Origin of the sequence: Corynebacterium pyruviciproducens ATCC BAA-1742 (assembly GCF_000411375.1) — a bacterium.
GTDB classification, from domain to species: Bacteria; Actinomycetota; Actinomycetes; order Mycobacteriales; family Mycobacteriaceae; genus Corynebacterium; species Corynebacterium pyruviciproducens.
This window is the reverse complement of record NZ_KE150448.1, coordinates 80045-99694: the sequence shown is the minus strand read 5'-3', so window position 1 is coordinate 99694 and position 19650 is coordinate 80045. Positions and strand designations below refer to the sequence as shown.

Here is a 19650-nt window from a genome sequence, read left to right as displayed (position 1 = left end):
CGGGATGGGGCTTTGTCGTGCGCACCCGCGTCGGCTGCGTGACTTTAGCTAAAACATGCGGAAAGTGTGCAGCTGGCAGGGGCCGCCGGGGACAATTTCCCGCACGGCTGTGATGAAGCTGTAGAAGGTACCCGAGGCACGGATGCTCCCGTGGGCGAACCCCGTCTGGCACAGCCCGGTCTGTTCCTGGCCCTGTGGCTGTGGGGGAGTTGCCAGGAGGAGAGTGGCCTCCTGCGCCGCAGCGTTGAGGCTGTCCGGGCCGGTCATGCCGCCGCCCGCCAAACTGGGTGCCCCAGGAGCCGCCGCGCACCGCGTGGCGGGAGGCCACCCGGTGCCGGAGGGGGACGAGTCCGCCTGCTCCGTTGCCACGGGGACGGACACTTGCGGCCCGGTGGTGAAGTAAAAGCTCTCCACGGTCACCTGGTAGGCCCGGGGAAGCGACTTTCTCAGCGAGGACAATGAGCGCCGAGCCGCCGCCGATACCCTGCTGACGGGCGCGGCGGGAAGCGAATACTTTTCCACCGCGATTTGGATGCCCCGTGTGGTGAAGTACCGGGCGGCATTTTCGCAGTTTCCGTGGTATTTTTGCAGGCGTGGCTGGGGTGCCGGTGCGGGCGTCTTAGTGTAGGTCTGGAGTAGCCGGTAGCCAGCTAAAGGTGTTAAAGTCATGAGTTCCCTCCCGAAGACTGTGTAAACTACTATCGCACGAACTCACCGGTCCCGCAGCGCAACTACCCCCGCTGGGTACCCGCGGTGGGTGGAGGTGGCAAAACGTGAAACTAAAAAATCGTGAAAGAGAGATGATCGCACCGTGCGTGGAATGATCGTGGACTACGTCGGCGTCCTGGACGAGGATGTCGAGACCCAGCGTCGCTGGCGGCAGCTTTTTGAGGCAGCGCGCAAGGAGGGGGTGGCCCTGGCCATCTTGTCCAACGATCCGGGTGGCCCTGGTGCCGAGGAGATTCGCGAGTGGGAGTATCGCGGCATCGTGGATGCGGTTGTCCTCTCCGGCGAGGTCGGTGCGGAGAAGCCGACCGAGGAGGCGTTCCAAGCGGCCGCCGATGCGATCAACCTCCCGCTCAGCGATTGTGTGCTTGTCGACGATTCCATCCTCAACATCCGTGGTGCCGTCGAGGCAGGCATGGTGGGTGTGTTTTACCAGCAGTTCGACCGCGCCGTGGTGGAGATCACCGGGCTGTTTGATATCGACGGAGAGTTTTAATGCGCGTCTACATTCCGGCGACGTTCTCGATGGTGGAGAACCTGGCTGAGACGGGTGTTATCTCCGCGCGCTCGGGGTGGGCGTTCGCTGTCACTCCGGCGTTGACGGAGTTCTTTACCTCTGGAGACGAGGAAGAGATTGCCGATGTCGCGTTCACGGAGGCTTCCCGTGCCTCGATCCGCTTGCTCACCATCGGCGATCAGGAACGGTTCCCGCATCGCCGGGTAGTTATTTCCGCCGACGTTCCGGACGACCAGGTCACCTTCACCCCGGACAACGGGGAAGCGGTGGTCAGGCTTTCCCCCGCGCAGGTGAGCCTGGACCAGGTGGCGGCAATTCACGTGGACACGGAAGCGAACGAGGAGGCGACGGCGAAAGCCGTGGAGCTCATCGACGCCGCAGATTTTGGCGACGAGGACGCGGAGCTCGCCGTGGGCGATGCCGAGGATAACTTCCTGGCCTGGTATGACCCCTCGGAGATCAACGCTTTAACGCAGCTGTTGTAGCGAACACGGCGACAAACGTCAGACCGCTCGTCACCGCGAGGGTAGGAGCGGTGGCAAGGTCGAACGTGTACGAGAAGGCGAAGCCGAGCGTTGAATTGACCGTCGCTATGGCGACGGTCAGCGCGAGCGCTCCACGTAGGGTGGTGGCGCACAGCGTCGCCGTGGCAGCCGGGCAAATCATGAACGCCACCACGAGGATGGAGCCGGCGACGGAGAAGCTTGTAACCACCGTGAGGGCGATGAGCACCATGAACACCATTTCCACGGCGCGAACGGGGAACCCGATTGCCACTGCGTGTGCCCGATCAAAGGTGGCAGTGGTGAGAACTCGGCCGGTGAGGGCGAGAAACGCCACCATGAGGGCGAGAGTGGCCAGCTGAATCCACATGTCCGCGGGGCCAATATCGAGCGCGCCGACGATGACGTGATTGGAGCTGAGCGCCAGCAGGTTGAGGTCGCCTGCGAGCACCGTGTCCGAGGAGACTCCGATGCCAGCGAATACCGTGGACAGGAGCAGAACGCCGATGGCGAAGATGGCGGGGAATACGATCCCCTGGTCCGCGTCCCCGATGAGGAGCCCGCGGGAGCGCATTTCGTGCGATCCCCACACAACGAGGAGTCCCATGCACATGGCGGTGAGAGTCATGACCGGGCTGTGGAGGGAGCCGGTGAATGCGACCCCGATGACGATGCCGGGAAGAACGGCGTGTGACAGGGCGTCGATCAGCATGGACTGCCCGCGCAAGACGATGAACAGACCCGGAACCGCGCACGTCAGGGCGGTGACGAAGGTGAGCAGGAACAGTGCGACGGCGAAACTCATACCGTCACCCCTTTCTTTTGCAGTACCACCCGCGAGGCCAGCGAGGCGAGGAAGCACACGAAGAGGATGAGAACAACGACCGGCCCGGTGGGGATTTTTCCCAGGCAGATGGACACGTATGCCCCCAGAGCCCCGGACAGTGCGCCGACGGTGGCCGACCGTATCACCATGGAGGTAAACGTCCGGGAGAACCACCCGACGGTGGCCGCCGGGAGGATCGTGAACGCGACCATGAGGATCATTCCCACCGCCTTGATGCCGGAGACGATAGCCACCGCGGGAACGGCGAAGAGGAGCGGTTCCAGGAGAGCAGGCGAAAAGCCCATCGACCGGGCGGCGGCCGGGTCGAAGATGAGGAGGGAGAACTCCTTCCACAGAGCGACGACGATGACGAGGAGCACCGCCGCGATGACGGCGATGACTTTGATATCGGACATCCGCGCAGTGGCGGCGTTGCCGAGGATGTACTGGCCGAGCGAGGCGCGCCCCTGCAGCTGAGTAGTGTTGAGGAGGTTCATGATGACCATCGCCCCGCCGTAAAACAGCGATAGCGTGACGGCCATCGCGGAATCCCCGCCGAGGCGGGTGTAGCGGATAATGAGGTTGGTGAATCCCACCGCAATCACCCCAGAAACTGCGGCACCCACGATGAGGAGCGGGGTTGAGGGAGCACCGACGAAGACGGCGGCGACGATGAACGTCACCGAAATTCCCAGCAGGCAGGAGTGCCCGACCACGTCGGAAATGAGGGACTGCCCGCGCAAGTAGAGGAAGGATCCAAAGCCTCCCGTCACACCGCCGACGAGGACACACACCAAGAACGTGGTGAGGAACCCGTAGGTGGTGAGGAAATCTGACGGCGAAAGTAGGCTCACAGTGCCAGCTCCTCATAAACGCCGCCGGTTAGTGCTCCTTGTCCCAGCGCGTAGGCGTGGGTGATGTTGTCCACCGTCACCACATCGCCCACCGGCCCCGAGGCAACCACATGTCCGCGGGACAGGAGGGTTGCCGTGTGGCAGAACTTGGACACCGAAGTGAGATCGTGGTGGACGAGGAGGACCGTTGTACCGCTGGCAGTGAGCGTGGTGAGTGCGTCGCGGATAATCCTCTCGCTGTGTACGTCGACACCCGCGAACGGTTCGTCCATGAGTGCGATTGTGGGCTGAGCCGCCAGCAAGCGCGCGACAAATACGCGCTGTTTTTGCCCGCCGGAGAGGGCGGAGATGTGGCGCTGGGCGAGGTCCGTGAGTCCTACGGCAGCGAGACTGTCGCGGGCGATGGTCTTCTCTTTCACGCCGGGGCGACGCAACCAGCCGAGCCTGCCGTAGGTGCCCATGAGTACCACGTCTGTGACGCGTGCCGGGAAGTTCCAGTCCACGCCCGCTACTTGTGGCATGTAGGCGATGTCCTGGCGCATCTTGGCCAGAGGACGGCCGCGGAACACGACGGTTCCTTCGGTCACGGTTACTTGCCCCATGAGGGCCTTGAGGAGGGTGGACTTGCCGGACCCGTTGGGGCCCACAATGGCATGAATAACGCCGGGGTCCACGGTCATGGATGCGTGGTCGAGGGCCGTGACTGGGCCGTATGTAGCGGTGACGGTGAGTGCTTCTACAGCGGGGAGGGTGTGGTTCATGGAAGATCCTTGTAACGCGTCGAGGTGCACACCCCGGTGGGCAGGACTAGCTCGGGGTGTACACCGAGTGGGGATGCGCCTAGGCCAGTGCCTCGGCGATGGCATCGATGTTGTGGCGGAAGGCACCAATGTACGTGTCGACCGGTGCGGTTTCCCCCAACGTGTCGGCGTAGAGGACCTGGTCAGAGATGGTCACCTCGCCACCCTTAGCGCGGACGGAATCCTGCAAGTGCTTGATTACCTCAGGGTTTTTGAGGTTGTCCTGAAACACGACCTTCACCTTGTGGTCCACGATGGTTTGGGCGAGCTCGTCCATCGCCTGGGCGGACAGCTCCGACTCGGACGAGACGAAGTCGGTGGCGAGCACCTCGAGGCCGAAGGTCTTGCCCAAGTAGTTGAATGCATCGTGGCCGGTGATGAGGAACCGTTTATCGGCGGGCACGTTCCCCAGCTTCTCGTTTCCGTACGCCTTGAGCTCGGCGATCCGATCGGTGTAGGCCTTGGCGTTGTCCTTGTACTGCTGGGCGTGAGCAGCATCGATGGTGGCAAGCTTAGCGGCGATGGCGTCGACCGTGTAGATCCAATTGTCGGGGGAGTTCCACACGTGCGGATCGTGGCCCTCGATCTTTCCGTCTTCTTCCCACGGCAGGAGGTTACTCTCCGGGATGGCCTCGGCTGCCGGCAGCGACTTATCGCCGAGCTTGTCAAACTGGTCCATCATCTTGTGCTCCATGTCATGGCTGGTCCACACCATGAGGTCCGCTTTTTCAATCTGCTGAACGTCGGTGCTGGTCAGGGCCTGGGTATGCGGGTCGCCACCGGGCTTGACCAGCGTGGTGATCTGGGCATCGGGGGCGATGTTGTGCACGGCATCGGCGAGGTAGCCGGTGGAGGCTACCACGGTGAGTGAGCCAGTAGGGGACTCGGCGGTCTCGTTGCTTTCGGTGCTGCATGCGGTGAGTCCGACGGCTGTTGCGGCTGCGACTCCAGTAGCTACGAGTTTCTTGAGCAGGTTCATTGATCCACCTTGTTTGTTGGGGACGTGACGATCACGCGTGGCACATTCAGGATGGCGGGCGCGTGGTTGACAATGGCGAAGAAAAAAGTTCAACGCACCGAATAGTGTAGGGTGTCCTAAGTTAGTTAGTCGAGTACATTTTCATTAAGCATCCCCCTCGATGGGGGTAAGAGGGAAAACGGCCTGCTTAGTGGTACTGAATTTCACTAGTGGTGGGTGGGGAGAAGCCCGGCCGTGGGGCCTTAATGAAAACGGAGCGCGATGGGGCGGAGAGTGGTGATTAAAAAGAATCGCCCAATTGTGGTGGTGAGAATCTCGGAAAAAGGCATGCAGAAGCCACCTTTCTGGCGTGGCGGGCGGGGTGGAGTGAGCAGTAGGCCGCGGTGAAAGGGCAAGCGTCGCCTACAGCCCAGCCGGGCTGGCGTAACCGAAGAGTGTGGCCTCCAGCCGCGAGCACGGGGAGGCTACATCTCCCAATCGACGTTGCTGCGCAGCGCCTCGAGCAGCGTGCGCACGGCGGCAACGCGCCTGCCCGAAGCCCCCTCGAGGGTGTCCAGGGCGCACTCCGGATCGGCGGGCGGGCCCATGTGGGTGCAACCACGCGGGCAGTTCTCGGCCGCCTGCGCAAGATCCGGAAAGACGTGCACCACGGTGTCTGCATCGACATGAGCGAGGCCGAAAGAACGGATGCCGGGCGTATCGATGATCCACCCGCCCTCAGGCAGGGGGAGCGCCACCGACTGCGTCGAGGTGTGGCGGCCCTTGCCCACGGCGCTCACCTCGCCGGTGACCCGGTCTGCCTCGGGCACCAGGCGATTAACCAGCGTCGATTTACCCACTCCACTGTGGCCGATGAGCGCCGTCGTGTGGCCGGTCACTACGTCGCGCACGGCATCGAGACTGTCATCTACTCCGGCGAGAATGACACGCACGTGGAGATCTGCGAACTCCTCGGCAAACGGGGTCGGATCCGCGAGGTCCGATTTGGTCAGGCACAGGATCGGGGTGATGTTGCCCACGAAGGCGGCGATGAGCGCGCGGGCTACAAAGCCCGCACGCGGTGGCGGATCGGCAACGGCGGTAACGATGAGCAGCTGGTCTGCGTTGGCCACCACGATGCGTTCATACGGGTCCGTGTCATCGGCGGTGCGTCGCAGTACAGAGGTGCGCTCCTCAAGCTTGACGATGCGCGCCAGCGTGTCCTTCTTCCCGCTTGTATCCCCCACGAGTCCCACTCGGTCGCCCACGACGATGGCGGTGCGCCCGAGTTCCCGTGCGCGCATCGCGGTGACGGGGCAGTCCTGCCCCTCGAGTACCACGCCCCAGCGGCCCCTGTCTTTGGAAATGACGGTGCCGAACTTGGCATCTTTGTGGCTCGGCCGATTTTTTGTTCGCGGCCTCGAACCCTTGCCTGGGCGGATCTTCACATCCGATTCGTCATAGCTGGAATAGCTTCTACGCGCCAAGGAGCGCCTCCCACATGCGTGCGAAGCCGGGAAGCGTCTTCGCAGTTGTTTCAATATTCTCCACGTACACTCCCGGCACCCGCAGCCCGATGATCGCACCGGCGGTGGCCATGCGATGATCCTCGTAGGAACGCCACACTCCACCGGTCATGGGGGCGGGGGTGATGGCGAGCCCATCGGCGAGCTCCTCGCACCCGCAGCCCACGTTGGTGAGCTCCGTGGTGAGTGCCTGGAGACGATCCGTTTCATGCCCCCTCAGGTGGGCAACGCCCGTCAGCCGCGACGGCGAACCCGCCAGTGCGCACACAGCGGCGACGGTGGGGGTGAGTTCACCCACGGCGGACATGTCGATGTCAATGCCGTGGAGGGCACCGCCTTCGGGCCCCGTCACCGTCAACGTGCCGTGGGCAAGCTCGTGGGTGCAGCCCATGGCGTCAAAAATGTGGCGAATCTCGTCTCCGGGTTGGGTGGTGGCGCTCGGCCAATGGGGCACGCTCACCCTCCCGCCGGTGACGGCAGCCGCCGCGAGGAACGCCGCCGCGTTGGACAGATCGGGTTCGATGGCGACCTCCGTACCGGGGTAGTCCTGGTGCCCCACCGCCCACGAGAAGTTTCCGGCTTCCTCGTCACGCGTGGAGCTCGACTCCACCCCCCACTGCTTGAGCATCGCCAGCGTCATCTCGATGTGGGGGAGCGAGGGGACGCGCTCGCCCACGTGTGTGACGGTGACACCCTCGGGGAAACGGGCACCAGTGAGAAGCAGCCCGGAGACGAACTGGGAGGAGGCGGACGCGTCGATGCGGGCTTCGCCCCCAAGGATGGGGCCCGTGATGGTCATGGGGAGCGTGTCGCCCTCCACGCGCGCCCCTAACTGTGTGAGGGCCTCGGCCATGGTGGCCATGGGGCGGCGACGGGCAGCGACGTCGCCGTCGACAAGCGTGGGGGAAGCCCCAAGAGCGGCGACGGGCGGGACGAACCGCATGACGGTGCCTGCCAGGCCACAGTCGATGATGCCGGCGGTGACGGGTCCGGGGGTGACAGTGATGGTCGACCCGTCGACATCCACCCGTGTGCCGAGGACGCGCAGTGCCCCTTCCATGAGTTCGCTGTCGCGGGAGGCAAGCGCGCCGTGGATGACCGAGGGGCTTGTTGCACCGGCGGCGATCACGAGGGCGCGGTTTGTCATGGATTTAGACCCCGGGACGGTGACGGTGCCGTCGACGGGGCCTGGATGATACGGGGCAGACCAAGAAGTGCTCACAGCCACTAATCTTAGACGTATGTGTGGACGATTCGTGCTTTTCACTACCTCCGACCCACTGCTGCACGCCGCGGCAGACATCGCGCCGTACGGTGAGCTCCTCGCCCCGCACGGCACCCCGAGCGAGCGCTACAACATCGCCCCAACCCAAAAGATCGCCATCGTGCGGCCCGGTCAGACGACCGGGACCGGGGTGAAGGAAGGGGCCGGTCAGACGACCGGGATCGGGGTAGGGATCCTCGAGCCCGCACGGTGGGGGCTGTTTCCGCACTGGAAGAAGGACGAGAAAGGGCCGACGCTTTTTAACGCGCGCGCGGAGACCGTGGCCGAAAAGGCGAGTTTTAGGGATGCGTTTAAGAAAACGCGGTGCATCATCCCCATGGATGGCTACTACGAGTGGCACACGCAGGGCAAAACCAAGACCCCCTACTTTGTGCACCTGCCCGCCGAGGGTGATGCAAACGGCGAGGATTCAGCCGGCGGAGTGGTTGCAGGAAACTCGCCGCTTATGTGGGCGGCCGGCCTGTACTCGTTCGGCCTGGACCAACTCTCCGCCACGATTATTACGACTGATTCACTTGCCCCCATCGACTGGCTCCACGATCGGATGCCACGCTTCCTCACCCGCGACGAGGTGGAGCAGTGGCTTGTGGGTGACGCCGACGACGCTAAGGAACTGCTTCATCCCACCCCGGACGAGCTGCGCGGACGCTTTGTCACCACGGAGGTCGACTCGCGTGTGGGTAACGTCCGTAATGATTCGGCGGACCTGCTCCGGCCCGTCGATAAGCTCCTCTAACAGCGAGGGAAAAACCGCAGGCGAGCGGGGCTACTCGGCCAGGACATCGACGACGGTGGCACCGGTGACTATGACGTAATCGTCGGGGGAGAGCTCCACGTCGAGCCCACGGCGACCACCGGACACAGCGATGGTGGGCCACAGGGTGGCGGACTCGTCGAGGAACACAGTCAGCGGCTTCTTGGTCCCCAGAGCGGTGATGCCACCGGGGATATAGCCCGTGGCCAGCTGCGCCTTGTGCGGGTCGGCCATCTCCGCCGACTTCACGCCCCACGCCTTGGCCACTTTCTTGAGGCTCAGGTGGTATGAGACTGGCAACACGGCGATGGCGAGGTCCTTGCCGGAGGCGACCACGAGAGTCTTCATAATCTGGTCCGGCTCCAAGTGAGTGAGGTGGGCCGCCGCGTTATCCCCAAAGTGGTCCTGGCCCGAAGGAAAAGAGTGCTGAGCGAACTCTACCTTTGCTTGTTCAAGTACTTCCAAAGCTTTTGTCGCTGGTTTATGGCCTGCCATGGACCCCCATTTTTCCACATCTCTACAATTGGTAAAAGACGGCCCCGCGCCAACTAACGGCAAGAAAGGCAGAAACACGTAACGTGGCAACGACGAGAACAGACCCAACGGACAAGAAGGCGCTGGAAGAGCGCTTTGAGCAGGAGGCGGTCCCGTTGCTTGACCAGTTATACGGCGGTGCGCTGCGGCTCACCCGAAATCCCACAGACGCTGAGGATCTGGTGCAAGAAACCTACATGAAAGCGTTTAAGAACTTCCACTCCTTCAAACCGGGCACCAACCTCAAGGCGTGGCTGTACCGGATCATGACCAACAGCTACATCAACTCGTACCGCAAGCAGCAGCGGCGCCCCCTGGAAACCAGCGCCGACGACGTGACGGATTACCAGCTGCTGTCCACCTCGCAGCACGATGCCACCGGCCTCCAGTCGGCGGAGGTGGAGGCCCTCAAGCGGATGCCAAACACCAAGATCACGGATGCTCTCAACGAGCTGAGCGAGGATAACCGCATGGTGGTGTACTACGCCGACGTGGAGGGACTGGCCTACAAGGAGATCGCCGAGATTATGGGAACGCCCATCGGCACGGTGATGTCTCGGCTGCACCGTGGAAGAAAACAGCTCCGCGAGGCGTTAAAGGAAGTAGCAAAGGAACAGGGAATCTCGACAGGGAAGGCGAAGAAGTAATGGCGTCGGAGAACATCCACGGCAACGAACTCCCGTGCGGCTGTGTTGATCACTCTCATCAGGCGGGCACCTCTCACTGTTCTTGTGAGGACTCCTACGCGCTCCTGGCTGAGGTGCTGGACCAGCAGTGTTCAGAGGAAAAACGCCTCCTCCTCGAGCACCAGCTGGAAGCGTGCCCCGAGTGCTTCAGAATCCTCGGCATTGAAAAAGAGGTGCGACACCTCCTGCGGTCCTGCTGCCACGAGTCCGCTCCCACTGCGCTACGCCAGCGCATCGTCACATCCATCCATGTGAGCTGGACGATCTCGGAGTAGAAGCACCCGTGCCGGCGTTGAGCAGGGGGGAAACTCCTTCATGCCACCTCCCGTGTGCCACGCACCCATGGGAGGGGTAGGTGCGCACCGCGTTGGGGGACACTGGGTTCGAGGGCTGAGGAGCAAGCGTACGTAGGGTTTACCACCTAGGCTCGCGTGTTGTACACAGCGCTACCAGCCTAAACTCCCCAAATCCAGGCGCACTTAGTTGCTCCTCTATCTGCCTTACTCTCTAAACCGTCACCGTCTTTGTTGTTTAACCCCCCGTTTCTGTCCGCTCGGAGCGGATAAAAAAGAGGGCACCAGCGTCAATGCTGGTGCCCCACTTTTACGGTTGTTAGGCGTTTGGCCGCTTTCCGTGGTTTGCGCCCTTCTTGCGGCGATCGCGACGCTTGCGTCCACGCTTGCTCATGGTGGTCTCCTTTGTAGAGTAGGTGAATTATTTACTATGCCCGTGTTGGGAGCCAGTGCTCGTCACTACGGGGTCAAACTCTTGCCTACTCTAGTGGACGGCTTGAGTTACCCCAAAATGAGCTACCTGTTAGACGGTGGCAACGCGACGACGGCCGCGGTTCTTGCGGCGCCGGAGAGCACGACGCTCCTCCTCGCTCATGCCGCCCCACACGCCGGCATCCTGGCCGGTCTCCAGGGCCCACTTGAGGCACTGGGAGGTCACGGGGCAGCGGTTGCACACAACCTTTGCCTTAGCAATCTGAGCAAGAGCCGGGCCGGAGTTACCTACCGGGAAGAAGAGCTCCGGGTCCTCGTCGCGGCACACTGCCTGGTGGCGCCAATCCATAATCATTTCTCCTTTGTGGTTTTACGTAAGTCTCTGTTCACCAGATACCTGTTTTGTCAGCTATATCCAGTTGTTTCCAGGCACACTGAAAGCTCCCTATGAAGGGAGGAAAACATCAACCGTGTTCTCAGCGTCGAGCGGTTCATCTGGCGTTCCACCACCCCACATGGAGGGAGATGCCGTCCGCTCGTGCACAATCTGGTGTCCAGATCTCGCAACGAATTGACATCCGCTGCTTTGCGTTACTCGGCTATCTTGTCACGAGTTGGGGAAGAAAGCTAGGGTTATTTGCAAAATGTGACGCAATTCACATAAAATCCCCACTACGGCAATCTTAACTCGACGTTAAAATCCCAGCATAGCGCGGGTAAGGGTGCTTTACGGTTGCTTAACTAACAAACCTACTCAATCGAAGGTTGCCACGATTTTTGCCAGGTAAAAGCCCAGGTGGTCGAATCCCGGTTGAAGTAGTTAGGGCACCCTTATTCAATGCCTGCCGGAGGTGTTCTCACCCCCGAAACGGGGCGAAATATTCTCGAACAGTGGCAATTTTCACCAGGAAACAAAAAATTTAGCCAATTCTCAGGAGTTTCTTGGTTTCGGGGTTGCGGAGCGTCGTTTAACGCGCCGCCTACCGGATGTTGAGCGCGTCGCCGATGATGTCCTCGTACGTATCGTCCGGGTGTGCCACAACCTCAATACAGCGTGGGATGCTCGTGATTGTCATGTGTCGCGTCTCTTCGACGGATTCGCCGTCCACCTGCGCGGGCAACGCGTCGTCGCTGGCGAAATGGATCCGGGTGACATCGTCGAGGTGGACCTGGCGGGCGGTGAAGTCGAAGGAGTTGAGCAGGCGCCGCCCGGCACCCACCGCGTGCATGACGGCACCGAGGCCACGCAGGCCGGAAATATCCTGGAGGGCGAATAAGGACAGCGCCTTTTCCAGGGTCTGCTCCGGGTTGGTCACCAGCGGTATCGCGCCCGCGTATGTCCACGGGGTGGTGTTGGTCACTACCACGAAGGGGATATTGCTCAGGGATACCTCCCGCGGCCGGTCACCCTCGACGGTCGCGGTGATGCGGATGGTGGGCGGGAACTTCCGCAGGCGATGCCACGCGTTGGCGGCGATCACCCCGTACATCCCCGCGGTTGCGGAGATGCCCTTGCCGCGCAGTTTTTCCATCGCCTTGATCACGGCGGCATCCATCCCAAATCCCACGTTGACAAGGAAGAATCTGTTGGCGGCGAAGCCGGCGGACACGGTGCGTGTGATGCCACGCTGTAGGAATCCCGCGAGCTTCTTCGCGGCCTCTCCAGGAGAGTTGGGGTAGCCGAGGGCTCTGGCGAACACGTTGGCGGAGCCGGAGGGGATGACGGCGAGCGCGGGGATGTCCGCCGGGCTAGGTCGCGCCTCCAGATCCGTCCCAAGAAGCCCGTTGAGCACCTCGTTTACGGAGCCATCCCCGCCCATGATGATGACGGCATCGTAGTCATCGCGCGTGAGCCCTCGCACCATGTCCTCGGCGTGCCCGGCGTACTGGGTGAAGCACGAGACGAGGTCGGTTGCCTTGAGTAGCTCCGGAACCACTGCGCGGCTGACGGAATCGTTAAGCGATGTCGATTGCGGGTTGGAGATGAATAGTGACCTCATACTTCACAGCGTATCGGAAAAATAGCATTTTGCAGGGTAAATCATGTGCAATAGTGCTACTGCCGTGCTGCCGCCAGGTGGGGCGAGACACGGGGCACCCTCGGCTCACCAGTAGGCGAGGGGTGTTCGCGCACGGTACACGGCCCGGTATGATTTCGGGATGTGAGCAGTGAGCAGAAAGACACAGTGAGCACAGCGAAGACGGCAAACGGACACCCCGAGGAGCAGGACGGTGGGACACTTTCCAAGCTTGGCCTGCCCTCCACGCTGGTGGCGGCCTGCGTAATCGCGCTGGTAGAGGGCGTCGCCGGGGTTGGCTACGGTATCTTCCTCATCGTCCGGGAGCTGATGGGGGCCGAAGACTTCTCCATCGTCTCCGATAACGCCACCCGCGCGGGGTTGGTGGGGGTGGGAACAGCCATCATGTTCCTCATTTTCTTTGGCAGCCTGCTGGCCGCCGGGATTAACCTTCTCCGCGGTGGCCGGTGGGGGCGCGGGCTCATCGTCTTTATTAACTTCCTGCTGCTGGGCTGCGCCTACTACGCGTTCACCGCGGGCATGGTCGCCTGGATCATCATCCTTGCCGGTGCCTCCATCGCCACACTCATCCTCAGCTTTCACCCCCGCACCCTCCGGTGGGCCCAGGAGCGTTACTGACCCACGAGCCCGACGGTTACGTCTCCTCGCTTTTCGACGATCGCTCCTCCCGCAATGCGCAGGTGGACAGGTCCGCTGTAGTCACCCCTGTCGACGGGAATAATTGATTCCGGTTGCGTAGACGGAAGGGTGTAGACGGCAATCCCGCCGGCGACCGGGACAAGAATCTTCTCGCCGATGGCCGCGCCCGTTCCGAGCACTCCCGTGAGCGTGTACTCCTCCTGCAGGGAGGTGGGGTGGAATAGGTGGAGGTTCTCCCCGTCAAACCAGGTCATGTTGTGGGGCAAGTCTCCCACCGCGGGGGTGAAGACCTCGCCGTGATCAGGCACGGTAGCGTCCGTGGCAGAAAAGCCACTTGTCTTTCCGTCCTTCCCAAATGCCATGAAATAGTTCGGCTTGCCCGGCACCGTTGAGGGCGCCAAGACGGTTGCCTGCTCCTCACCTATAGCCACCACCACACTGCCCGGGTTAAGCTGGGCTTCTCCACTGAGCTCCGGCTTCCGGGAATCCTCGGGTTTCGACCCCTGGATGCGAAGCCATGTCCTGCCGTCAGGGCACGTCTCCGTTAAAGCGAGAAGTGAGGTCCGCGTCAACGCTGAGGTGATGGAACACTCAGGATGTGGTTGGTAGTTCGGCTCCTGGGGGTTGGGGACGTCGCCGTAAATCACGGTGCGAACGAGGTCGTTTCGCCACAGCTCCACGGATGCGGGGGCGACGGTGCCCACGTAGGAGTTGGAGGCCACCGGCGCGACCGCGTCGGGGGCGGGTGCCGAGCGGGTGTCCTTATACTTGCCGTCGGCCAGTGTAATGGACGTAACATCGCCGCAGCCCGCGTTGTTCTTGAACGTGGCAACCGCGGCACCATCGATCTTGGTGACCATGCACAGGGGCAGCTCACGGTGGTAACTCCACAGCTCATCCCCGGTGGTTGCGTCGTAGCCGGTCACCGTCGCTTCGCTGTCGTTTCCACGGGTGCCGAGCACCACACCGTTGGCCTCAATGGGCTGGTAGCGGGCGGGTTCGGCGGAGTCCTCAATCCTGTACGCCTCAGTGAGCGCGGGGGGGACCGCTTTCAGGCTGTCTGTTTGGCTGACCGTGACCCCGGTGGTTTCCAGGTGCGATTGGCGCGCCGGCGATGTTGCGTACACCGTGCCCACGCCGATGGCACCAGCGGCGAGGAGCGCGACCACGGCGAGCTTGTTCTTCTCCACTTTGTAACGCCCTTCTAGGTCTGGTCGCTGGTAGTTGCTTAGTGGCCGCGCCTGCGGTTGCCGCCTCGGCTGCCCTGACGTGACCGTCCTCCCCGGCCACTGCCCCTGCCACCGCGACCGCGACGGCCACCGTGGCCACGTCGGCCCCCAGCACGGTCCATGCCAAAGACCGGCCGTGAATCGCCAACGCTGTCCGAGGCTCCCTCGGGGATGTCCAGTGCCTCGTACAGCTCGGGCGAGGTGGAGAACCACTCGGGCAATTCGTCTTTGCCCAGCCCCAGTTCGTCGTTAATGAGCTTCCACTTGGGCAGCTCGTCGTATCCGACGAGGGTGACGGCGGTGCCGGTGTGGCCGGCTCGGCCCGTACGCCCGATGCGGTGCACGTAGGTGAGCTCGTCATCTGGTGTCTGGTAGTTGATGACGTGGGTGACATCGTCGATGTCGATGCCACGGGCGGCCACATCAGTTGCCACGAGGATGTCCACAACCCCGTCGCGGAACCCCTGCAGGGACCTCTCGCGGGCGGACTGGCTCATGTCGCCGTGGACGCTTGCCACCTTGAACCCGGCACCCGCCAGGTCGCGGGCGACTTCCGCAGCGGATCGCTTGGTGCGCACGAAGATGATGGTGCGCCCGCGCCCACGGGCCTGAAGGATGCGCACGATGACGGCAACCTTGTCCATTCGGTGCGACTTGAACACCACCTGCCTCGTGGTGGCGTTGGTTTCGGCCTCGCCGGTCATCTCGGCGCGGATGTGGACGGGCTTGTTCATGAACCCACGCGACAGTCCGAGGATGGCATCGGGCATGGTTGCGGAGAAGAGCATCGTCTGGTGCGGTGAGGTCACGCCGGTGAGGATCTTCTCAATCGCCGGCAGGAACCCGAGGTCGAGCATCTCGTCGGCTTCGTCCAGGACGAGGATGCGTACGGTGTCCAGGCGCAGCTCTCCCCGGTTGAACAAGTCGATGAGGCGACCCGGGGTGCCGACAACAAGGTCGCTTCCCTCCCGCAGGGCTTTCTCCTGGTCCTCGTACGGCGTCCCGCCGTAGATGGTGGTCACGCGGATGGGGAGGTGCCGTGCGGCCTGCTCTAAATCCTCTCCCACCTGCACGCACAGCTCGCGGGTTGGGACCACGACGAGTGCGCGGGGTGTCCCGTCGAGTTCCTCGATATCGGCATCGTCAAAAATGCGGTCGAGGACGGGGACACCGAATCCGAGGGTTTTGCCCATCCCCGTGCGGGCCTGGCCGATGAGGTCCCGCCCTTCGAGGGCGATGGGCAGAGTCAGCGCCTGGATTGCGAAGGCTTCTACGATGGACTGTTCGGCGAGTGCGGAGACGATCTCCTGCGCTACGCCGAGCTCTAAAAACGTCGGATTCTGGTTTGAAGTGGACACAAAACAATATTCTAACGTTTTCTACTGGTATGAACTATCTCGCCTGTGGCCGTGACGGCGTGCGGGTGCGTATTGCACCCGCACCATCTCGCCCGCGTCCACCATCTCACCCGCACTCCATTTCGCCCGCGCACCATTTGACCCGCGCCCGCAAGGGCGCGGGTAAGCCGTAAGCGAACAGGGCCCGGTGGTGTGGCGCGTTTCCACTAAGGTGGTGATGAACGCATCTTCGAGGTGTAGCCCAGTGGCCCACGCTGCCACGGGACCATGCCGGGAGAGCATAAAAACTTCTAAGAAGAGCGGGAACGAGAGTTCCAGTAGGAAAGGACGATGCACGACGATGAACATCAAGATTGGGTTTACGGAATCGGCCCGCGAGCTGAGCTTTGTTACCAACGAGGACAAGTCTTCCGTGGAGCAGCGCCTCCGCGATGCGATGGCGAACGGCGATGCAACCATCGAGTTCACCGATGAGAAGGGCCGTCAGTTCATTATCCGCCAGGCTGCCATCTCCTATGTCGAGGTGGGTGCCAGCAACAACCGCCCCGTGGGATTCGCTAGCTAGGTCGTTCTTCTCGCGGCGGTGCCTTCCCATGGTTTGGTTGCCCCGTTTGTAGTATGTAACCAATGGGAATCGGGCAATCGTGATGCCCGCCCTCAAGCAGACGAAACGTGGCGGAGGAGTGTGGCGAGTCAATGGCAGAAAGGCATAGCCAGAACGAGTCGATACTCGTTCGGTTCGCGAGGCAGTTCGGGTGGCGTGCCTACGCCATTCCCGTCCTCATCGTGTTAACCATCTGGGTGATTGTCGATATTGTCGTATCTGACCCGAAGGCCGACACCGCCGCTACGAATTCCGGCGTGATCACGGTAGGGGAGGGGCCCACCATGGCCGCCCCCGATCCCGCCGCGGATGCCATCGCGGCGCTACCCGGTGGCACACTTCCCGCCGGTGGCGCCTACACCATGCAAGGCGAAAAAACCTTCCGCACCGTGGGCTCACCACAGCCACGCGTAGGCCAAGGCGAGGAAAAAACATTCACCTACATTGTGCAGGTGGAAAACGGTGTGAACACCGCCGGGTACGGCGGTGACGAGGCATTCGCCGCGATGGTGGATGCCACTCTGAAGAACCCGAAGAGCTGGATCAACGATCCTAAGTTTGCCTTCGAGCACGTGGGCGAGGATGTGGAGCCGGACTTTACCGTGCAGCTCACCAGCGTCAACACCACCCACGAGGGCTGTGGGGCGGAAATCGGCATGGAAACGAGCTGCTTCACCAGCATTGGCAACAGGGTGCTCATCAACGAATCGCGGTGGGTGCGCGGCACAGGCGTGTTCGCCGGCGACATCGGCTCCTACCGGCAGTACGTTCTCAACCACGAAATCGGCCACGCGATCGGATTTGCCGAGCACACCCCGTGTGGTGCCGACGGGGAACTGGCACCCATCATGATGCAGCAGACCTTGAGCCTCAATAACTCGGAGCTGTTTTCCATCACGCCGGAGGGGCCGTACCCAGATGATCACAAGACATGCCGTTATAACCCGTGGCCATTCCCACACGCCTAACGGGAGAAAGTGTGAAGAACCCACCGATGACACGTCATTCACTCCATTCGCACCGTGTACCCGTCGCACCACGAGACCTACCCGTTGGCGCCGGTGAACGGTACGCGCGACACTACGCGCTGCCAGGATTTGGGTTGGAGGGCCAAAGGCAGCTCTACGGCGCCCGCGTGCTGAGCATCGGTGCCGGCGGGCTCGGGGCCCCCGTGATTCAGTACCTGGCGGCTGCGGGTGTTGGCACCCTCGGAGTGATTGATTTTGATGTCGTTGAAACCACGAACCTGCAACGCCAGGTGATCCACAACGGTGAGAACAGGGGACAGAAGAAGACCGCATCGGCACGGGAGTTCGTCGGCAAGCTCAACCCCCTCGTCAGCGTGGAAACCTACCCCTTCCCACTCACCGAGGACAACGTCGACGGCCTCATCGCCGGCTATGACATCGTGGTAGACGGCTGCGACAACTTCGACACCCGGTACACTGTCGCCGACGCGTGTGCACGGGCAGACATCCCCCTCGTGTGGGGTTCCATCAACAGATACTCGGGCCAACTGTCCGTGTTCGACGGCGGAATCACCCTGCGCGACATCTTCCCCGAGCCGCCGGCACCGGGAACCGTGCAAAACTGCGCGGAGGGCGGAGTGTTGGGCGTCCTGCCAGGCGTTGTCGGCACCATGATGGCCAATGAAGCGATCAAGCTGATCACCGGAATCGGCAACCCGCTGTACGGAAAACTTGCAGTGTGGGACGGGAAAACCGCGACTTTGCAGCACCTTAACATCGCGCCGCGGCCCGAGACCCGCGCGCGAGTGTTCGACCGGCAGGCCTCCACGGCGGGCGATGGACGAGGCGAACCGGGGATCACGACGTGCGCCACTACCGCCTGTAGCGCCGAGAAGAAGGAAGACGAAGGAAACACCATGGTCCACGAACGTGACATCCTGGAATATCAGGACCTCACAAGTAAGGGAGCCCTCCTCGTCGACGTACGCGAGCCGGTGGAATGGGCGGGAGGACAGCTTCCCAAGGCGCTCGAGACACCGCTCAGTGCGCTGAGACGGGGAGAGATCGACTCTCTACCGGCGCTGGCAGACCTGCCACGCGATACGCCCCTCGCCGTCTACTGCGCCGGTGGCGTGCGCTCGAAAGAAGCCATCGGAATCCTGCAGCAGGCCGGGTTCACCAACCTGGTCAACCTGACAGGCGGAATTAACAGGTGGTGGGCGTATGCCCGGTAACAAGCCGGCGATTTCCTACGTGCCCACCGTGGTCCAACGCGCTTTCTCGGCCCACATGGGCGACCGTGCGCAACAAGAAGCGGCCGTCCGCGTCGGCCCGGCCTGGGATTACGGAATCAAGGTGGGCAACATCGTCGTCGCGCCCGTCGCCCAGGTGGAGCGCGCCAACTGGTCAGCCGCGGTACGAGAAAACCTCCACGTCGAGCACGTCAACATTGCCAAATCGGTACGAGCCTCCGACGGGCGGCTCGTGGTGGCTGCGTGGAAGGCCACCGAGTTCGCGCCGGGAACCTTAACCGACCGCGCCGACCAGGTCATTCTTGCCGCCTTGCGGCTCGATGATGCTCTGGCGGAGATTCCGGTGCCTGACTTCTTCCCCACTCACGTGAGCCAGTGTCGTGTGGAATCGGACTTTTTTGACCTCGCCGATCTCGCCGCCTGGGCCGAAGAACCGGGAACGATCCTCGATGCCGGGCTCAACGTGCGGGCACAGGCGGATGAAAGCCAACGTGTAGCCCTTAGCCTGGCGGCCCAGGCCATCGACAGGTTGACACCCATCGATGCCCCCGACCAGGTAACTCACGCGGACATGTTCGCCACGACGATCCTGAGCTGGGGTGCCGATCCCACGGTGACGGACATCGTTCCTGCTAAACACCCACGTGGCTATACGGCGGCTCTGGCGATCGTCGATTCTCTCATCGCGGGCGCGACGACCGTACACGTAGTGGATCGTTTCGCCGGAGTGGAGAACATCACCCAGCTCGTGTACCGGGCACTGCTGTACCGGCTGTACGTTCATGCGCTGCACCCCCTGTCGCGGTCGAACAGTCGTTCGAGTATCGTGCGGGTGGCGAGGGAGCTGCTGTGAAATAATTGGTGCC

Annotated in this window: 23 protein-coding genes; 10 read left to right on the top strand and 13 right to left on the bottom strand. The window is 62.3% G+C overall.

Going from position 1 to position 19650, the window contains the following annotated elements; all coding sequences use genetic code 11:
• Positions 1-48: 48 nt before the first annotated feature.
• Positions 49-669 carry a hypothetical protein gene (locus tag HMPREF1219_RS09965; protein ID WP_016458807.1) on the bottom strand — a complete coding sequence of 207 codons (621 nt, stop codon included), beginning with the start codon at positions 667-669 and terminating at the stop codon, positions 49-51.
• Positions 670-811: 142 nt separating this feature from the next.
• Between HMPREF1219_RS09965 and HMPREF1219_RS09960 the strand changes: the two genes are divergently transcribed.
• Both HMPREF1219_RS09960 and HMPREF1219_RS09955 read left to right on the top strand, forming a co-directional pair.
• Positions 812-1222, top strand: coding sequence for an HAD family hydrolase (locus tag HMPREF1219_RS09960; protein WP_040427742.1), 411 nt, complete (start codon positions 812-814; stop codon positions 1220-1222).
• On the top strand, positions 1222-1728 hold the full coding sequence (locus HMPREF1219_RS09955) for a DUF6912 family protein (RefSeq protein ID WP_016458805.1): 507 nt from the start codon (positions 1222-1224) through the stop codon (positions 1726-1728). The genes HMPREF1219_RS09960 and HMPREF1219_RS09955 overlap by 1 nt, the downstream gene beginning before the upstream one ends.
• Here the strand turns inward: HMPREF1219_RS09955 and HMPREF1219_RS09950 are convergent.
• From HMPREF1219_RS09950 to aroA, 6 genes are all read right to left on the bottom strand, one after another.
• A complete protein-coding gene (locus tag HMPREF1219_RS09950) occupies positions 1703-2551 on the bottom strand; it encodes a metal ABC transporter permease (protein WP_016458804.1) in 849 nt (282 codons plus the stop codon). The two genes, HMPREF1219_RS09955 and HMPREF1219_RS09950, sit on opposite strands and share 26 nt — an antisense overlap.
• Entirely contained in the window at positions 2548-3426 is an 879-nt protein-coding gene (locus tag HMPREF1219_RS09945) for a metal ABC transporter permease (RefSeq protein ID WP_016458803.1), read from the bottom strand. Before HMPREF1219_RS09945 ends, HMPREF1219_RS09950 begins: the two co-directional genes overlap by 4 nt.
• Positions 3423-4187 (bottom strand): metal ABC transporter ATP-binding protein, encoded by a 765-nt coding sequence (locus HMPREF1219_RS09940; protein WP_016458802.1) that lies wholly within the window; start codon positions 4185-4187, stop codon positions 3423-3425. The genes HMPREF1219_RS09945 and HMPREF1219_RS09940 overlap by 4 nt, the downstream gene beginning before the upstream one ends.
• Positions 4188-4266: 79 nt before the next feature.
• Positions 4267-5205 (bottom strand): metal ABC transporter substrate-binding protein, encoded by a 939-nt coding sequence (locus tag HMPREF1219_RS09935; protein WP_016458801.1) that lies wholly within the window; start codon positions 5203-5205, stop codon positions 4267-4269.
• Positions 5206-5669: 464 nt separating this feature from the next.
• Positions 5670-6671, bottom strand: a complete 1002-nt coding sequence (rsgA, locus tag HMPREF1219_RS09930) for a ribosome small subunit-dependent GTPase A (protein WP_040427740.1) — start codon at positions 6669-6671, stop codon at positions 5670-5672.
• Positions 6661-7938, bottom strand: coding sequence for a 3-phosphoshikimate 1-carboxyvinyltransferase (aroA, locus tag HMPREF1219_RS09925; RefSeq protein ID WP_016458799.1), 1278 nt, complete (start codon positions 7936-7938; stop codon positions 6661-6663). The genes rsgA and aroA overlap by 11 nt, the downstream gene beginning before the upstream one ends.
• Positions 7939-7951: 13 nt before the next feature.
• Here aroA and HMPREF1219_RS09920 point away from each other — a divergent pair, with 13 nt between their 5' ends.
• Positions 7952-8731 (top strand): SOS response-associated peptidase, encoded by a 780-nt coding sequence (locus HMPREF1219_RS09920; protein WP_016458798.1) that lies wholly within the window; start codon positions 7952-7954, stop codon positions 8729-8731.
• 30 nt (positions 8732-8761) lie between these two features.
• Here HMPREF1219_RS09920 and HMPREF1219_RS09915 read toward each other — a convergent pair whose 3' ends face one another.
• Positions 8762-9244 carry an aminoacyl-tRNA deacylase gene (locus HMPREF1219_RS09915; RefSeq protein WP_016458797.1) on the bottom strand — a complete coding sequence of 161 codons (483 nt, stop codon included), beginning with the start codon at positions 9242-9244 and terminating at the stop codon, positions 8762-8764.
• A gap of 83 nt (positions 9245-9327) precedes the next feature.
• Here HMPREF1219_RS09915 and HMPREF1219_RS09910 point away from each other — a divergent pair, with 83 nt between their 5' ends.
• Positions 9328-9930: a sigma-70 family RNA polymerase sigma factor gene (locus tag HMPREF1219_RS09910; RefSeq protein ID WP_016458796.1), complete on the top strand. Its 603-nt coding sequence runs from the start codon at positions 9328-9330 to the stop codon at positions 9928-9930.
• Positions 9930-10244, top strand: a complete 315-nt coding sequence (gene rsrA, locus HMPREF1219_RS09905; RefSeq protein ID WP_016458795.1) for a mycothiol system anti-sigma-R factor — start codon at positions 9930-9932, stop codon at positions 10242-10244. Before HMPREF1219_RS09910 ends, rsrA begins: the two co-directional genes overlap by 1 nt.
• Positions 10245-10581: 337 nt before the next feature.
• On the opposite strand, the gene HMPREF1219_RS13445 is transcribed toward rsrA, so the two are convergent.
• The 3 genes from HMPREF1219_RS13445 to HMPREF1219_RS09895 all read right to left on the bottom strand — a co-directional run bounded on the left by HMPREF1219_RS13445 (position 10582) and on the right by HMPREF1219_RS09895 (position 12694).
• On the bottom strand, positions 10582-10656 hold the full coding sequence (locus HMPREF1219_RS13445) for a 50S ribosomal protein bL37 (protein ID WP_145493031.1): 75 nt from the start codon (positions 10654-10656) through the stop codon (positions 10582-10584).
• A gap of 129 nt (positions 10657-10785) precedes the next feature.
• Positions 10786-11043, bottom strand: coding sequence for a WhiB family transcriptional regulator (locus tag HMPREF1219_RS09900; protein ID WP_016458794.1), 258 nt, complete (start codon positions 11041-11043; stop codon positions 10786-10788).
• Between the two features lie 631 nt (positions 11044-11674).
• Entirely contained in the window at positions 11675-12694 is a 1020-nt protein-coding gene (locus HMPREF1219_RS09895; RefSeq protein WP_016458793.1) for a diacylglycerol/lipid kinase family protein, read from the bottom strand.
• A 186-nt stretch (positions 12695-12880) separates the two neighbouring features.
• Between HMPREF1219_RS09895 and HMPREF1219_RS09890 the strand changes: the two genes are divergently transcribed.
• Positions 12881-13351 (top strand): hypothetical protein, encoded by a 471-nt coding sequence (locus HMPREF1219_RS09890; protein ID WP_016458792.1) that lies wholly within the window; start codon positions 12881-12883, stop codon positions 13349-13351.
• Here HMPREF1219_RS09890 and HMPREF1219_RS09885 read toward each other — a convergent pair.
• Both HMPREF1219_RS09885 and HMPREF1219_RS09880 read right to left on the bottom strand, forming a co-directional pair.
• Complete coding sequence (locus HMPREF1219_RS09885) at positions 13345-14562, bottom strand: Rv3212 family protein (protein ID WP_016458791.1); 1218 nt, start codon at positions 14560-14562, stop codon at positions 13345-13347. The two genes, HMPREF1219_RS09890 and HMPREF1219_RS09885, sit on opposite strands and share 7 nt — an antisense overlap.
• Positions 14563-14600: 38 nt before the next feature.
• Entirely contained in the window at positions 14601-15959 is a 1359-nt protein-coding gene (locus tag HMPREF1219_RS09880; protein ID WP_016458790.1) for a DEAD/DEAH box helicase, read from the bottom strand.
• 340 nt (positions 15960-16299) lie between these two features.
• Here HMPREF1219_RS09880 and HMPREF1219_RS09875 point away from each other — a divergent pair, with 340 nt between their 5' ends.
• The 4 genes from HMPREF1219_RS09875 (at position 16300) to HMPREF1219_RS09860 (ending at position 19637) form a co-directional block, all read left to right on the top strand.
• Positions 16300-16524, top strand: coding sequence for a DUF3107 domain-containing protein (locus HMPREF1219_RS09875; RefSeq protein ID WP_016458789.1), 225 nt, complete (start codon positions 16300-16302; stop codon positions 16522-16524).
• Positions 16525-16655: 131 nt separating this feature from the next.
• On the top strand, positions 16656-17531 hold the full coding sequence (locus HMPREF1219_RS09870) for a DUF3152 domain-containing protein (RefSeq protein WP_016458788.1): 876 nt from the start codon (positions 16656-16658) through the stop codon (positions 17529-17531).
• A gap of 26 nt (positions 17532-17557) precedes the next feature.
• Entirely contained in the window at positions 17558-18766 is a 1209-nt protein-coding gene (locus tag HMPREF1219_RS09865; RefSeq protein WP_040427738.1) for a ThiF family adenylyltransferase, read from the top strand.
• Positions 18756-19637, top strand: coding sequence for a TIGR02569 family protein (locus HMPREF1219_RS09860; protein WP_016458786.1), 882 nt, complete (start codon positions 18756-18758; stop codon positions 19635-19637). Before HMPREF1219_RS09865 ends, HMPREF1219_RS09860 begins: the two co-directional genes overlap by 11 nt.
• Positions 19638-19650 lie beyond the last annotated feature (13 nt).

Bases quoted from the DNA above. Each gene is read 5' to 3' on its own strand.
- HMPREF1219_RS09965 (WP_016458807.1), bottom strand. From the start codon at position 669: ATGACTTTAACACCTTTAGCTGGCTACCGGCTACTCCAGACCTACACT.
- HMPREF1219_RS09955 (WP_016458805.1), top strand. From the start codon at position 1,222: ATGCGCGTCTACATTCCGGCGACGTTCTCGATGGTGGAGAACCTGGCT.
- HMPREF1219_RS09950 (WP_016458804.1), bottom strand. From the start codon at position 2,551: ATGAGTTTCGCCGTCGCACTGTTCCTGCTCACCTTCGTCACCGCCCTG.
- HMPREF1219_RS09940 (WP_016458802.1), bottom strand. From the start codon at position 4,187: ATGAACCACACCCTCCCCGCTGTAGAAGCACTCACCGTCACCGCTACA.
- HMPREF1219_RS09935 (WP_016458801.1), bottom strand. From the start codon at position 5,205: ATGAACCTGCTCAAGAAACTCGTAGCTACTGGAGTCGCAGCCGCAACA.
- HMPREF1219_RS09920 (WP_016458798.1), top strand. From the start codon at position 7,952: ATGTGTGGACGATTCGTGCTTTTCACTACCTCCGACCCACTGCTGCAC.
- HMPREF1219_RS09915 (WP_016458797.1), bottom strand. From the start codon at position 9,244: ATGGCAGGCCATAAACCAGCGACAAAAGCTTTGGAAGTACTTGAACAA.
- rsrA (WP_016458795.1), top strand. From the start codon at position 9,930: ATGGCGTCGGAGAACATCCACGGCAACGAACTCCCGTGCGGCTGTGTT.
- HMPREF1219_RS09900 (WP_016458794.1), bottom strand. From the start codon at position 11,043: ATGGATTGGCGCCACCAGGCAGTGTGCCGCGACGAGGACCCGGAGCTC.
- HMPREF1219_RS09895 (WP_016458793.1), bottom strand. From the start codon at position 12,694: ATGAGGTCACTATTCATCTCCAACCCGCAATCGACATCGCTTAACGAT.
- HMPREF1219_RS09875 (WP_016458789.1), top strand. From the start codon at position 16,300: ATGAACATCAAGATTGGGTTTACGGAATCGGCCCGCGAGCTGAGCTTT.
- HMPREF1219_RS09870 (WP_016458788.1), top strand. From the start codon at position 16,656: ATGGCAGAAAGGCATAGCCAGAACGAGTCGATACTCGTTCGGTTCGCG.
- HMPREF1219_RS09865 (WP_040427738.1), top strand. From the start codon at position 17,558: ATGACACGTCATTCACTCCATTCGCACCGTGTACCCGTCGCACCACGA.
- HMPREF1219_RS09860 (WP_016458786.1), top strand. From the start codon at position 18,756: ATGCCCGGTAACAAGCCGGCGATTTCCTACGTGCCCACCGTGGTCCAA.